Annotated in this window: 16 protein-coding genes; 8 read left to right on the top strand and 8 right to left on the bottom strand. The window is 71.9% G+C overall.

Going from position 1 to position 13,017, the window contains the following annotated elements:
- Window positions 1-2: 2 nt before the first annotated feature.
- Together D1J63_RS14895 and D1J63_RS14890 are read left to right on the top strand one after the other, a co-directional pair.
- Window positions 3-581 (top strand): hypothetical protein, encoded by a 579-nt coding sequence (locus D1J63_RS14895; RefSeq protein ID WP_125629237.1) that lies wholly within the window; start codon window positions 3-5, stop codon window positions 579-581.
- 53 nt (window positions 582-634) lie between these two features.
- Window positions 635-1,759, top strand: a complete 1,125-nt coding sequence (locus D1J63_RS14890; RefSeq protein WP_125629236.1) for a hypothetical protein — start codon at window positions 635-637, stop codon at window positions 1,757-1,759.
- A 100-nt stretch (window positions 1,760-1,859) separates the two neighbouring features.
- Here D1J63_RS14890 and D1J63_RS14885 read toward each other — a convergent pair whose 3' ends face one another.
- The 3 genes from D1J63_RS14885 to D1J63_RS14875 all read right to left on the bottom strand — a co-directional run bounded on the left by D1J63_RS14885 (window position 1,860) and on the right by D1J63_RS14875 (window position 5,337).
- Window positions 1,860-3,239, bottom strand: a complete 1,380-nt coding sequence (locus tag D1J63_RS14885) for a carbohydrate-binding protein (RefSeq protein WP_125629235.1) — start codon at window positions 3,237-3,239, stop codon at window positions 1,860-1,862.
- Between the two features lie 117 nt (window positions 3,240-3,356).
- On the bottom strand, window positions 3,357-4,304 hold the full coding sequence (locus D1J63_RS14880) for a LysR family transcriptional regulator (protein WP_102929047.1): 948 nt from the start codon (window positions 4,302-4,304) through the stop codon (window positions 3,357-3,359).
- A 64-nt stretch (window positions 4,305-4,368) separates the two neighbouring features.
- On the bottom strand, window positions 4,369-5,337 hold the full coding sequence (locus tag D1J63_RS14875) for a YafY family protein (RefSeq protein ID WP_241235568.1): 969 nt from the start codon (window positions 5,335-5,337) through the stop codon (window positions 4,369-4,371).
- A 74-nt stretch (window positions 5,338-5,411) separates the two neighbouring features.
- Here D1J63_RS14875 and D1J63_RS14870 point away from each other — a divergent pair, with 74 nt between their 5' ends.
- Complete coding sequence (locus D1J63_RS14870; RefSeq protein ID WP_125629234.1) at window positions 5,412-5,813, top strand: VOC family protein; 402 nt, start codon at window positions 5,412-5,414, stop codon at window positions 5,811-5,813.
- A gap of 193 nt (window positions 5,814-6,006) precedes the next feature.
- Here D1J63_RS14870 and D1J63_RS14865 read toward each other — a convergent pair whose 3' ends face one another.
- The 4 genes from D1J63_RS14865 to D1J63_RS14850 form a co-directional block, all read right to left on the bottom strand.
- Window positions 6,007-6,216, bottom strand: coding sequence for a hypothetical protein (locus D1J63_RS14865; RefSeq protein ID WP_125629233.1), 210 nt, complete (start codon window positions 6,214-6,216; stop codon window positions 6,007-6,009).
- Entirely contained in the window at window positions 6,213-6,560 is a 348-nt protein-coding gene (locus D1J63_RS14860; RefSeq protein ID WP_061446934.1) for a hypothetical protein, read from the bottom strand. The genes D1J63_RS14865 and D1J63_RS14860 overlap by 4 nt, the downstream gene beginning before the upstream one ends.
- 60 nt (window positions 6,561-6,620) lie before the next feature.
- Window positions 6,621-7,532: a helix-turn-helix domain-containing protein gene (locus D1J63_RS14855; RefSeq protein WP_125629232.1), complete on the bottom strand. Its 912-nt coding sequence runs from the start codon at window positions 7,530-7,532 to the stop codon at window positions 6,621-6,623.
- A 247-nt stretch (window positions 7,533-7,779) separates the two neighbouring features.
- Window positions 7,780-8,214, bottom strand: coding sequence for an ATP-binding protein (locus tag D1J63_RS14850; RefSeq protein ID WP_125629231.1), 435 nt, complete (start codon window positions 8,212-8,214; stop codon window positions 7,780-7,782).
- Between the two features lie 112 nt (window positions 8,215-8,326).
- On the opposite strand from D1J63_RS14850, the gene D1J63_RS14845 reads away from it, so the two are divergent.
- A complete protein-coding gene (locus tag D1J63_RS14845; RefSeq protein WP_125629230.1) occupies window positions 8,327-9,175 on the top strand; it encodes a helix-turn-helix transcriptional regulator in 849 nt (282 codons plus the stop codon).
- Window positions 9,172-9,363: a DUF397 domain-containing protein gene (locus tag D1J63_RS14840; protein ID WP_125629229.1), complete on the top strand. Its 192-nt coding sequence runs from the start codon at window positions 9,172-9,174 to the stop codon at window positions 9,361-9,363. The genes D1J63_RS14845 and D1J63_RS14840 overlap by 4 nt, the downstream gene beginning before the upstream one ends.
- Here D1J63_RS14840 and D1J63_RS14835 read toward each other — a convergent pair.
- On the bottom strand, window positions 9,314-10,213 hold the full coding sequence (locus D1J63_RS14835) for a helix-turn-helix transcriptional regulator (protein ID WP_102929051.1): 900 nt from the start codon (window positions 10,211-10,213) through the stop codon (window positions 9,314-9,316). The two genes, D1J63_RS14840 and D1J63_RS14835, sit on opposite strands and share 50 nt — an antisense overlap.
- Before the next feature lie 95 nt (window positions 10,214-10,308).
- Here D1J63_RS14835 and D1J63_RS14830 point away from each other — a divergent pair, with 95 nt between their 5' ends.
- The 3 genes from D1J63_RS14830 (at window position 10,309) to gdhA (ending at window position 12,951) form a co-directional block, all read left to right on the top strand.
- Window positions 10,309-11,070, top strand: coding sequence for an SDR family oxidoreductase (locus tag D1J63_RS14830; RefSeq protein WP_125629228.1), 762 nt, complete (start codon window positions 10,309-10,311; stop codon window positions 11,068-11,070).
- A gap of 1 nt (window position 11,071) precedes the next feature.
- Window positions 11,072-11,284 (top strand): 4-oxalocrotonate tautomerase family protein, encoded by a 213-nt coding sequence (locus D1J63_RS14825; protein ID WP_061443035.1) that lies wholly within the window; start codon window positions 11,072-11,074, stop codon window positions 11,282-11,284.
- A 308-nt stretch (window positions 11,285-11,592) separates the two neighbouring features.
- Entirely contained in the window at window positions 11,593-12,951 is a 1,359-nt protein-coding gene (gene gdhA, locus D1J63_RS14820; protein WP_125629227.1) for an NADP-specific glutamate dehydrogenase, read from the top strand.
- Window positions 12,952-13,017 lie beyond the last annotated feature (66 nt).

The raw sequence follows: 13,017 nt of genomic DNA, 5'->3' as shown, positions 1-13,017 counted from the left end.
TCATGTTTGATCGTGATCGTGCCGGGGCGGCAGTCGCGCATCTTTCCGCTCCGGCTCGGGGGAAACTGGCGACACTGTGTCTGGTGCGGATCGCCGGACTCGTCGACGGTGAATGGATTTCCGGGGAGTTTCCCGAAGTGGCCACATTGGTCGGAGATATCCGGTCCTACTCCATGGCACGGGCTGCGGAGCAGGTCACAGAAACGGATCCGGCCGACCTCGACCGACGTCTGCGTGCGTTCCTCGGCCCCGACGGCGAACCGTTCGAGGAACTCCCGGGCTGGGGGGCCTGGGCCATGGACATCGCGGCCCTGGGAGACTACGCGCTTCGCACATGGACGAGTCCCGCCGACAGCCTCGACCACACTTTCGAAGTCCTGCTGTCCGGCTACTCCATTGCCGGCTATCTGGAGGACGACTCTTCAAGTCCAGATGTCCCGAACCTGGGCGAGCAGGAATTCGAGCGGCAGATGAGTGATGCGGGGCTCCTCGACCAGGGCGTGGAATGGAACGCGCTCGTCGGCCCGTCGGTGGAACAGGCCCGTACTTATGAGCAGTGGCTGGGGTTCGTCGAAAGCTGACCACGGAGGCCGACCCGATCGGCGCCGGTACGTGTTCCGATGTGAGGCAGTACATGGCTGATGTCCCGCTCCCCGAACGTCCTGACGGCCCGTCCCACGAGCCATCCTCCATATCCGACGAGGAGTTGGAATCGTTCCTGCGGGAGGCCGCCGAAGGCGGTGGGGCCCCCGCGCCCAAGGAGCCGTCGGCGCGGGCGCGGATGGTGGCGGCCCGGCTGCGCGAGCAGGAGGAGCCCACGCCCTGGCGCGGCCCGCAACCCGCCCCGAAGCCCCGGCGCCGCTGGGGCGCGGTCGTCGGCGTGGTGGCGCTGGCGGCGGTCGCGGTGATCGCTCTGCGGCCCTCCCTGGTCACGGACCACTTCCCCGGCGGCGAGGCGGGGGCCGCCGCGTCGCCGGCGCCGCTGCCCGCCGAGACGGCGCGGCCGAGCGGTGCCCCCGGGGACACCGGCGGGTCGGAACAGGCCACGCGCGACGCACCGTTCCGCGGCTCGCCCGCCCTGCGCTGGGCCGAGGGAGCCGACGCCATCGAGCTGCCGGAGGCCAAGGCGGTGGCCGGGATGAGCAAGGCCGACGCGGAGCTGGCCCTGCGGCGCACCAAGGAGTTCCTGGTCGCCGCGAACCTCGATCCGGACGTGATCGCGGGTGGACGGCCCGACGAGGCGCTGGACCTGCTCGACCCCGAGGCGCAGAAGGACCTGCTGCCGGACCAGCGGCGGGGGCTGCGCGAGCCGTCGCGCGAACACGACCCTGTCGGCCTGTTCAGCCGGTTCGACCCGGACGAGGTGCGGCTCGCGGGCGACGTGGTCAAGGTGCGCGGCCGCATGTCGCTGGCCGGGGGCAAGCCGGGCGAGATCAAGGTGCACGCCGACTACACCTTCGTGTACCCGCTGGTGAGGGCCGAGGGCGGCGACCACGTCGAGCGCACCATCGTGCGCCGGGAGATCACGACGCTGCTGCTGGACCCCGACCGCTGGTACGCCACGGAGGGCAAGCTCGCGATCCACGAGTACAAGGTCAACACGTTCAACACCGCCTGCGCGGTGTACGACGGCTACCTGCACCCCGTCTTCCCCGAGGACCGGGAGCGGGCGACCGGGCCCTCGGTCGACCCGTACGACCGCAGCGGGGAGTTGAGGGACACGCAGGGCGAGGAGTGCGGCACGGTCACCCGCACCTGACCCGGGCCGGCCCGTACGACGACGTGACCGGGCCCGGGCGCTCTCCCTCACGCACGCCCGGACCCGTCCCCCGTTGTCCCCTGTGGGGGTCAGTGGGGTGTCACACTCGCTGCCACAGCGCGGGAACGTTGGGCGGCTCCCAGCCCGCGTAGGCCTGGTGGCCCTGAAGGCAGCGGTAGGTGGCGCCGCCGTACGTCACGGTGTCGCCCGCCTGGTAGACGGTGCCGGCCGCCCAGGTGCCGCCGGGCTCCTCGCCGCCGTCGTCACCGCCACCGTCGTCACCGCCGCCGGTCGTCTTGAGCGTGAGCCCGTAGTTCTGCAGCAGCGCGTTGATCGGCTGGAAGAAGGTCTCACCGCCACTCCGGCAGTCGCCGGAGCCGCCCGAGGTGACGCCCTGCGCCTGGCTGCCCGAGATGAAGGAGCCGCCGGAGTCACCGGGCTCGGCGCACACCGTGGTCCTGGTGACCGGGGAGATGGTGCCTTCCTGGTAGGTGACGCTGGTGTTGAGCTGCGCCACGGTGCCGCAGTGCCAGCCGGTCGTGGAGCCGGACCGGCAGACGGACGCGCCGACCGGGGACACCGTGGAACCGGTGACCTGGACGTTCTGCCCACCGGCGCCGAGCACGTACGGGGTCGCCGTCCAGCTGGAGTTGGTGGCCACCCACGCCATGTCGCGGCCGGGGAAGATCGAGCCCTGGAAGGTGCCCTGGGCCACCCGGTTGGCGCCCGTCGTGCTGGCTCCCGCCCGGCCGCAGTGGCCCGCGGTGGCGAAGCCCTGCTGGGTGCCCTTGGTGACCGGGAAGCCGATCGAGCAGCGACTGCTGTTGTTGATGTAGTACGCCTCGCCGCCGCGCAGGTCGTAGAAGGTGCGCGGCCGCTCGGTGCGCTTCTCGACGCGGGAGAGGGAGTCGTCGACACCGGCCGCCACGAGCAGCTTGTGGGCCGCGGCCGGTCGTATCGCCTCGACGACCACGGCGTTGGTGCGCGTGTCGACGTACCAGACGGGCGCGTCGGCGGTGTTCAGACCGGCCGCCGCCTTGTCCATGCGGGCCTTGGCCGCGTCCAGGTCGGCGAGCGAGTGGCGTACGACCTTCGCCTCGGCACCGCGCGCCTCGATCGCCGCGACGTCGGCCGCGTCGGTCGTCGCCACGGTCAGCGTGGCGGACTCGGCACCGCGCACCCAGGCGCCCGCGAAGTCCGCGCCGAGCGCGGCCCGCAGCCGGCCCGCCGTGGCGCCGGCGTCGGCCTCGTTGGCCAGGCGGCGCTCGGCCTGCCGGCGGTCGAGGCCGAGGTCCCGCTGCATGGCCTTGAGCAGAGCGGGCGGCGCGGCGTCGGTGCGCAGCGTCTCGGCCGCGGTGGGGGCCGCGTCGGCGGGTGCCGTCCCGGCGCTCGCGGAGCCGCTGAGCCCGGCCACGAGCAGGGCCGCGGTCGCGGCTACGGCGGCACCCATGGCTCTGCGGTGTCGGAGTCGGTGGTGCATGGGGGATCTCCTCGGTCTCGGTGGGGAGGTGCCGAAACCGTAGGGAGGGACGCCCGGCCGCCATAAGAGCTCAGTCGTCCCTCCCCCCGGCGTTATGGAACGCCGGCGCACGCCGCCTCACGGAACCCGGTGTGCCGACATCCACTCCGTGTAGCTGTCGCTGTTCGCCGCCACGCTCGCGTGCGCCATGCGCGCCTGGGCGAGTACGGCGGTCGCGGTGTCCTGCCGCTGCGTCGCCGCGTGCCAGCCCAGCAGGTGCCGCCAGGTCAGCGGGGTGCCGGTGAGCGGACGGGTCACGGTCCGGGGCGTGGTCGGAAAGGTCGCCCGGCACAGCCCGACCGCCCGCCCCACCTGCACCAGGTGGACGACGGAGGCGGTGTCCGTCTCGTACATGCGGCGCGGGGTGAAACCGGCGCGGGCGCAGGACGCGGTGAAGCAGTCGCCGAAACAGCCGTCGCCGGGTACGCAGGCCCACTCCTCGTCCGCCAGGTCGGTCAGGTCCACCTCGGCGCGGTCGGCGAGCGGGTGACCGTCCGGCATCATGACGAACACCGGGTCCACGGCGACCTCCCGCCACACCAGCCCCTCGCCGCCGGGCGGCGACGCGGTGCCGCAGGTCCCGGCCAGGGCGAAGTCCAACCGCCCCTCCTCCAGCTGACCGGCCAGCTCACGCTCGGACCAGGAGGTGCAGGTCGTCATCCGGGCGTCGGGCGCCACACCGGCCAGCCGGTCGAGGAGGGCGCCCAGTAAGGGCCCGTGGGTGCCGCCGATCCGCAGCCGCTCCGTCGTACGCGGCGCCCGGGCGAACCGGGCCGCCTCCTGCTGCAGCTCGGTCACCGCCGGGAGCACGATCCGGCTCCGCTCCAGCACCAGTTCGCCCAGCGCGGTGGCCCGTACGCCGTGCCGGCCCCGGACGAACAGCGCGCCGCCCAGGGCCCGTTCGATCCGCTTGAGCTGTGCGCTCAACGCGGGCTGCGCGAGCCCGAGAGCCGTCGCCGCCCTGGTGAGACTGCCGGCGTCGGCGATGGCACGGACCGTCTTGAGATGCCGCAACTCCAGCTCCATGAGGGGAGCTTGCGACGCGGGGAGGGCGGGGGCAAGGGGTTGGTACGGACCTGTGGAGGAAACTTCAAGTACTTGCGTCCTCGTGCGCCGCGAGCAGCTCCCGCGTCCGGCGCAGCAGGGTCTCCCGTACGGCGTCGGGTGCCAGGACGCGCAACGGCGTGCCGAGACTCGCCAGATACCCGGCCAGCCCCTCCGCACTGGATCCGCCGACCTCGACGACGGTGGCGTCCGGACCGTCGGCCCGGTGCAGCCCGACCGTGGCGGGAATCAGCCGCAGCGCCTGCTCCATGGGCACCGGCAGCCGGACGGTGGCCAGCACCGCGTACGGCCCGGTCGCGCTCGCGCGGGACACGAGGAGCGCCGGATCGGGCAGCGGTTCGGTGAACTCGACGGACCGCCCGGTCGGTTGCAGCCGCTCGACCCGGTCGGCCCGGAAGGTCCGCCACTCGCCCCGCGCGACATCCCGCGCCACGAAGTACCAGCGCCGCCCGGTGTGCACGAGCCGGTACGGGTCGACGTCCCGCACACTGGCCCGCCCCTCCCAGTCCCGGTACGCCATCCGCGCCCGCTCGCCCCGCCGGCACGCGGCCGCCAGCTCCAGCAGCGTCCCGGCCGCGACCTGCGGTTCCCCGGCCGCCCTCGGCGTCTGCACGAACGCGTCGTCCATGTCCCCGAGCCGCTCCGCGACCCGCCGGGGCAGCACCTGCCGCAGCTTCAGCAGCGCCGACAGCGCGGCCTGGTCCCCGCCGAGCGCCCCGCTCAGCGCGGCCTCCCGCAGCCCGACGGCCACGGCGAGGGCCTCCTCGTCGTCCAGGATCAACGGCGGTGTCCGCGTCCCCGGCCGCAGCCGGTAACCGCCCCACGGACCGGGGTCGGAGTCGACGGCGTACCCCAGCTCCCGCAGCCGCGCCACGTCCCGCCGCACGGTCCGGTCCGTGACCTCCATCCGCTCTGCGAGCTCACCACAGGTCCAGGCGGGACGGACGGCGAGCAGGGAGACCAGTCGCAGCAGCCGGGCGGAAGTACTGAGCACGGTGGTGAAGTCTGCCACCGAATGGCGAATGACCAGGACCGAACCTGTCCTGGTCACGTCCTACGGTTCCTTCCATGACGACAACGGAGAACACCCCCGCCCCTTCCGCCCCGGCCTTCCGCTACTCGGCCGTCACCTTCGACTGCTCCGACCCCGCCGAGATGGCCCGCTTCTGGGGCGAGGCCCTCGGTCTCACCGTCGCCTTCCACACGGACGACTTCTACTTCCTCGGCGGCAAGGACGGCGCCGCCGGCCTCGGCTTCCACCGCCTCCCCGACTACCGCCCGCCGACCTGGCCCGGCACCGACCAGGAGAAGCAGGCCCACATCGACATCGCCGCCGACGACCTGGACGAAGGCGAGGCCCGCCTGCTGGCCCTGGGCGCGACGAAGCCCGACTTCCAGCCGTCACCGGACCGCTGGCGGGTCCTGCTGGACCCGGCCGGGCATCCGTTCTGCGTTTCCACGGTGGCTTGAGGGCGGGAACGGAAGCCGTTCAGTAGACGAAACCGCGCATGAGGCCGCTCACGTTGGGGGACCGGAAGTCCGGGGTAGCGGCACCGGCCGGGACCACTCCGACACAGACCTCGCTGCCGCCTGACCGGCGGTACGGCTGGGGCCGTAGTGGGGGACAAGGGACGCCACGTTCCGTACCTGGGCGTGCACCGGCTCAGAAGCCTAGGTAGGTGAACATCCCGCCGGGGACCGCGATGTCGCCGCCCCTCGGATCGCCTTCGCTGTACGCACGGCCGTGCAGGTACTGGGCTTCCGCTGCTCTGACCAGCTCGGCGGCCTTGCGTTCCACAGCGGTGAGAAAGACGGGCGGGGCGGTGCGGGCGGCTTCCTCCGCGCCGAAGGCGTACTCCCAGGCCCAGCTCAAGCGTGTACTGCCTTCATCGCCTCGTCCAGGACCGCGCTCAGCTCTCGCAGGGCTTCACGGGCCACGTCCGCGTCCTCGTGTTCCAGGTTGTCCTTGGCCCGGGTGTGGCGGGCCGCGAGGTCGGGTCGACGGGCGATCTCGATGTCACGGGCCCACGCCAGGGCCCAGCTGCGTACCGGGCTGAGGGACTGCCATTCCAAAGCCTTGGCGAACGCTTCTTCCTTGGTCTGCTGCATCTCCGGCAGACGTCCGGGCGCGACGACGGCGAGGGCGGCGCGCAGCGCGTCCGGCGTCTGTTCGGGGCGGGGGACCAGCTCGTGTCCGTGGTCGGCCTGAGTGCTCATGAAGTCCTCCCGGGAGTGCTGGGGAATCGGGACGCGAACATCGAGGCGTGTTTCTCCTGGTCAACGAGCGGGTGAAGGGACATGCCCAGGGGGCGTCCCGGGTGGTGCGTCGCCTGTGGTCGTGCGGCAGTCGCGGCAGCGGCTCTCGGGGGCGGGCGCCCGGAAGCCGCGGTCGCAGCCCTCGCAGTTCTGGAGTGGGTGGCGCGGCGGCGGTACGGCGGCCGACGGCGTGCGGAACGGCGGCGGTGGTGGCAGCCGGTCGGCGAGGCGGTGAGCCAGGAGGGCGGCCGGGCGGCGCAGGGGCTCGTCAGGGAGGCCGGCGGTCAGGGCGTCCCGTACGGCGCCGGGGGCGACGTCCCGCTCCAGCCAGGCCGCGACCCCTGGGACCAGGTGAGCCGTGTCCGTCGCGGAGAGCAGCAGCCGGGCGTCGCGTCGTCGCAGGTCGGCCAGGAGGTCGAGGGCCGTCTGAAGGAGGGCTGGGGCGGTGCTGCTCGGCCGCGGTACAGCGGGGAGCGCCTTGGGTCCCGCACGGCGTGGCGGCGGAGGCGTGCGCTTCGCGGGCGGGCAGCCCGTGTCGGCTGCTTCTCGCCGGTGACGGGGCTGGTTGCAGGAGACGGTGCGGGTGACGATCCGGCCGGTCTCCGTGCGGTGGCGCTCGCGGCGCAGGTAGCCGTGGGCCTCCAGCTCGCGCAGGGCGGCGGCGATACGGGTCGGGCCCTCCGGAAAGCGGGCGGCGAGCGACTTGATGTCGGCGCCCGCGCCGGTGGGCAGCGACTGGAGGTGGCAGCTCAGGCCGATCGCGAGCAGCGACAGCTCCTTGTGCTGGACCAGGTGGTTGCCGATCACCACGAAGCGGGTGGTGTGGCGGGTGTTGTCGTGGGAGATGCCGCCGCCGTGGCGACGCGTACGGGTCGGATTGTCGGCGGGGGCTGACTGGGCGCGCGGGGGCGCGCTAGGGTTTTGGACATCCATCGGGAAGGTCCTTTGCTTTGCTTCCTGGGTGGTAGGCCCTCGCACCGGGATGCCAGTCCCAGCGGGGGCCGATGTCTTTTCGGTTGTTTGCGCTGAGAGTAGGGGAGTTGGGGACCCGGAAATCCAGCTCAACCAGTGATGTTCACCCACCCGAGTGACGACGCGCCTCGGGCGGGAGGGGTGGGGCTTGGTTGGGGTCATTTCCCCCGGTTTCTTGTCTTGGTAGGGCGCCGACGGCACCGGAACCTCAGAACGTGGGTTCCGGTGGCGTACAGCGCAGTTCCGCCCAGACCGTCTTGCGCGGGAACCGGCCCTCGGTCACTCCCCAGCGGTGCGCCAACGCCTCCACGAGGAGCAGGCCGCGGCCGGATTCCGCGTCGGGGGACGGCTCTTGCGTGGCGGGGAGTTCCTGGCCCCTGGTGTCGGTGACCTCGACGCGGAGGATGTCGCCGACGACGTAGAGCGTGAGCCGGAAATCGCGGCCGGGGACGCGCCCGTGGTCCGCCGCGTTGTTGGCCAGCTCGGCGACGAGGAGGCGGGCCGGGTCCAGGGGCAGTCCCCAGGAACGCAGCTGCTCCGTGGCGAGCAGACGGGCCAGCCGGGCTCCGCGTGGCGTGGGGGACAACTGCACGCTGAAGTTGCGGACGGATGCGCTGAGTTCGGTGATGGATTTCTGGTTCACGTCACTCAGCGTCGCGATGTGTGCGTACCGTGAGAAGTGACTCAGCGGGTACGTACGGTGACTGTCCGGCGCTTGTCCAGTGGTGTCGGAGCTGTCGGGGAAGGGACAGGGGATGACGGTCGAGACGGACGAGTCGGGGTGGGAGGTCGACCCCGACGACGAGTGGGGCGTCGCGGTCATCACCACGGTGGGACGGCAGTTGAAGCTCCGCCGCGAGGCGGCGGGCATGCGGGCCGGCGACTTCGGCGTGGCGGTCGGGTACGGCGAGGACCTGGTCTACAAGGTCGAGGGCGGCAAGCGGATTCCCCGGCAGGAGTATCTGGACAGGGCCGACGAGGTGCTAGGCGCCGATGGGCTCATCTCGGCGGCCTGGGAGGACGTGAAGAAGGTCCGGTACCCGAAGAAGGTTCGGGAGCTGGGGAAGTTGGAGGCGAAGGCTGTCGAGATCGCGCTGTACGAGTGCCACATCGTCCCCGGCCTGTTGCAGACACGGGACCACGCGCGTGCTGTGATCGGGGCGGCTCAACCGCCGTACTCGCCGGACGACGTGGAACGCATGGTGGCCGCGCGACTGGCCAGGCAGACGGTATTCGAGCGCGAGCCGGCTCCAGCGCTGAGTTTCGTCCTGGAAGAGGGCCCTCTGCGACGCCCCATTGGCGGCACAATGGTCTGGCGTGAGCAGCTCGAACGCCTGTTGGAGCTGGGGCGGTTGCACAACGTCGTGCTTCAGGTGATGCGGACGGGTTGTGATACCCACTCCGGCCTGGACGGGAGGATCGAGTTGCTGAAGTTCCCGGACGGCACGGCGGTGGGGCGCTCCGACGGAGCCTTCAACAACCGGCCGGTCACCGAGCCCAGACACCTGCGCATCCTTGAGTTGCGGTATGGCACGATCCGGGCTCAGGCGCTCTCACCAGGGGAGTCGCTGGCGTACATCGAGCAACTGCTGGGAGAGACATGATCCGCGAGGCCGAACTGGTCTGGTTTAAGAGCAGCTACAGCGGCGGCAATGACGGCAACTCCTGCGTAGAACTGGCGTTGACCCCCACCGCGATCCACGTCCGTGACTCCAAGACCGCCGACGGCCCCCGCCTGACGCTCACCCCCGCTGCCTGGGCGACGTTCCTGCCGTACGCGTCGCGGCGCTGACCGTCGGTTCGACGACCTCCTGCGTGCCGACCACCGACAGCAGCTCCAGCAGCCCCGCGCTGTCGGTCCCGACGGCCGGGGTGAACCAGAGGAGCCGCTGGCGCCCGTCCTCGCTGAAGAGGTGGAGGCAGTTGACCTCGATCAGGCCCAGCGTGGGATGGACGAGGCGCTTGCGGTCCTCCCGCCGTCGGAAGGCCACGTCGTGGTCGGCCCACAGCGCGGCGAACTCGGGGGAGACGCGGAGCAGCGTGCGGATCATCGAGCCGACCTCCGCGTCGTCCGCGTCCCGGCGCCCGGCGGCGGCCCGCAGATCGGCGACGAAGGAGCGGGACTTCTCCTCGTGGTCGTCCTCCGGGTACAGGCGCCGCGCGTCGGGTTCGGTGAACCACCGGTGGACGAGGCTGGCCCTGGGCCCCCGGAAACCGGACTGGTCCCCGAGCAGCGCCACCGCCAGCGGATTCTGTACGAGGGTGACGTGCAGGTCGGTGATCACCTGCGCCGGGGTCGAGTCCAGCCGCCCCAGCAGGTCCAGCATGCCGGGGTGGACGTGCGACGCGGCCCCGCCCTGCACGGGCACCGGCCGGTCGGCGATCCGGTACAGGTAGTCCCGCTCGTCGCCGGACAGCCGCAGCGCACGCGCCAGCGCGGCCAGCATCTGCTCGGACGGCTGGGACCCGGCGCCCCGCTCCAGCTCGTTGTAGTAGTCCACCGACGCCCCGGCGAGGTGCGCGACCTCCTCGCGGCGCAGCCCCGGCACCCGGCGGCGCGGCCCCGACGGAAGTCCGACGTCGGCCGGGCGGATCCGCTCCCGCCGCGACCGCAGGAAAGCTCCCAGCTCGGCGTACTTCACAGCGCTCATGCCGTCCATTCTGCGCCGGGCCGGGCCGGTGACCCAGGGGATGGCATCCCCTGGCTGCGCGGGCGGGCCGGGCGCATCGTGGACGCATGACCACGAACACCAACCAAGACACGGCGGCGGTCACCCGCGTGGCGATCGTCACCGGCGGGTCGCGCGGCATCGGCCGTGCCGTGTCGCAGAAGCTCGCCGAGGACGGCCTGGCCGTTGTCGTGAACTACGCCCGGGACACCGCGTCCGCCGACGAGACGGTGACGGCGATCGCCGAGGCCGGCGGACGCGCCGTCGCCGTACAGGCCGACGTGGCGGAGGAGAAGGAGATCGCCGCGCTGTTCGACCGGGCGGAACAGGAGTACGGCGGCGTCGACGTGGTGGTGAACTCGGCCGGCCGGATGTCCCTGTCGACCATCGCCGACCTGGACCTGGCGGCGCTGGACGCCATGCACCGCACCAACATCCGCGGCACCTTCGTCGTCGCGAGGGAGGCGGCCCGGCGCCTGCGGGCTGGGGGCTCCTTCGTGGGCTTCTCGACGTCCGTCGTCGGCACGCAGTTCCCGACCTACGGCGCGTACGCGGCGAGCAAGGGCGCCGTGGAGACGATGACGATGATCCTGGCGCGCGAGCTGCGCGGACGGGACGTCACCGTGAACACGGTCGCCCCCGGCCCGACGGCCACGGACCTGTTCCTCACCGGCAAGACCGAGGAACAGATCGACCGGCTCGCGAAGACCCCGCCCCTGGAGCGGCTGGGCACCCCGGAGGACATCGCCGAGGTGGTCGCCTTCCTGTCCAGCCCCGCCGGTCACTGGGTGAACGGCCAGATCCTGCGCGCCAACGGAGGAATGATCTGAGATGCCCTTCGCACACTTCAAGGTCCCCGCGGACACGCTCACGGCCGAGGACAAGAAGAAGATCATCGAGCGCACCACCGACCTCTACGCCGAGATCTACGGCGAACGGGCCCGTCCCACGACCGTGGTCCTCGTCGACGAGGTGCCCGACGGCGGCTGGGGCGTCGCCGGCAACGTGCTGACCGCCGAGATGCTCAACGGCGGGGGAGACTGACACGATCCCTCCGAGGGGTGGCGCTCGTGGCGCTCCGTGCTCACTATCACCCGAAATGCGAAAACTGCGTCTCACATAGTGATCGCACTCTGCTCCGGGTGCTGGCGTGGATGTTTACATGCGCGTAACACTTAAGTGTCCCGCGCGCGGCAACGGCGCCGAGCGCCCACCACCGGACCCGACCGGACAGGCGTGCCACCGTGCACCACGCGTGTGCGCCGGCGCATCACGTGGACGTGTGTCCCGTGGCCGTGCCCCCGTGCTCCCTGCCCGGTCTCCGGTGTCCAGCCGTGCCAGAAAGGGCCCACGTGACGACGCGAAGCGAGACGCAGAGCACCCTCACCCACCTGCTCACCGAGATCGAGCACCGCAATCCGGCCCAGCCCGAGTTCCACCAGGCCGCCCACGAGGTGCTGGAGACCCTGGCCCCGGTCGTCGCGGCCCGCCCCGAGTACGCCGAGCCGGGCCTGATCGAGCGGCTGGTGGAGCCGGAGCGCCAGGTGATCTTCCGGGTGCCGTGGCAGGACGACCAGGGGCGCGTCCACGTCAACCGCGGCTTCCGCGTCGAGTTCAACAGCGCGCTCGGCCCCTACAAGGGCGGTCTGCGCTTCCACCCCTCCGTCAACCTGGGCGTCATCAAGTTCCTGGGCTTCGAGCAGATCTTCAAGAACGCGCTGACCGGCCTCGGCATCGGCGGCGGCAAGGGCGGCAGCGACTTCGACCCGCACGGGCGCAGCGACGCCGAGGTCATGCGGTTCTGCCAGTCGTTCATGACGGAGCTGTACCGCCACATCGGCGAGCACACCGACGTCCCCGCCGGTGACATCGGCGTCGGCGGCCGCGAGATCGGCTACCTCTTCGGCCAGTACCGCCGGATCACCAACCGCTGGGAGGCCGGCGTCCTCACCGGCAAGGGCCAGGGCTGGGGCGGCTCGCTGATCCGCCCGGAGGCGACGGGCTACGGCAACGTGCTCTTCGCGGCGGCGATGCTGCGCGAGCGCGGGGAGGACCTGGAGGGCCAGACCGCGGTCGTCTCGGGCTCCGGCAACGTCGCGATCTACACCATCGAGAAGCTGACCGCCCTCGGTGCCAACGCGATCACCTGCTCGGACTCCTCCGGCTACGTCGTCGACGAGAAGGGCATCGACCTCGACCTGCTCAAGCAGATCAAGGAGGTCGAGCGGGGCCGCGTCGACGCGTACGCCGAGCGCCGGGGCGCCTCGGCCCACTTCGTCGCCGGCGGCAGCGTCTGGGACGTCCCGGCCGACCTGGCCCTCCCGTCGGCCACGCAGAACGAGCTGACCGAGGCCGACGCCGAGACGCTGATCCGCAACGGCGTGAAGGCGGTCTCCGAGGGCGCGAACATGCCGACGACCCCCGAGGCCGTCCACCTCCTCCAGAAGGCCGGTGTCGCCTTCGGCCCCGGCAAGGCGGCCAACGCGGGCGGCGTCGCGGTCAGCGCCCTGGAGATGGCGCAGAACCACGCCCGTACGGCGTGGACGGCCCAGCGCGTGGAGGAGGAGCTGGCGACGATCATGGCCAACATCCACACCACCTGCCACGAAACCGCCGAGCGCTACGACGCCCCGGGCGACTACGTCACCGGCGCGAACATCGCGGGCTTCGAGCGGGTGGCCGACGCGATGCTGGCGCAGGGCGTCATCTGACGGACGCGTCCGCGAGAACACGGGCGGCGGTGTGCCCCGTATGGCCCTGGTGGCCGTCCGGGGCAC

Source organism: Streptomyces sp. KPB2, assembly GCF_003950055.1.
Classification (GTDB): domain Bacteria; phylum Actinomycetota; class Actinomycetes; order Streptomycetales; family Streptomycetaceae; genus Streptomyces; species Streptomyces salinarius.
Note: the sequence above shows the minus strand (reverse complement) of the source record. Positions and strands in the feature narration are given on the sequence as shown.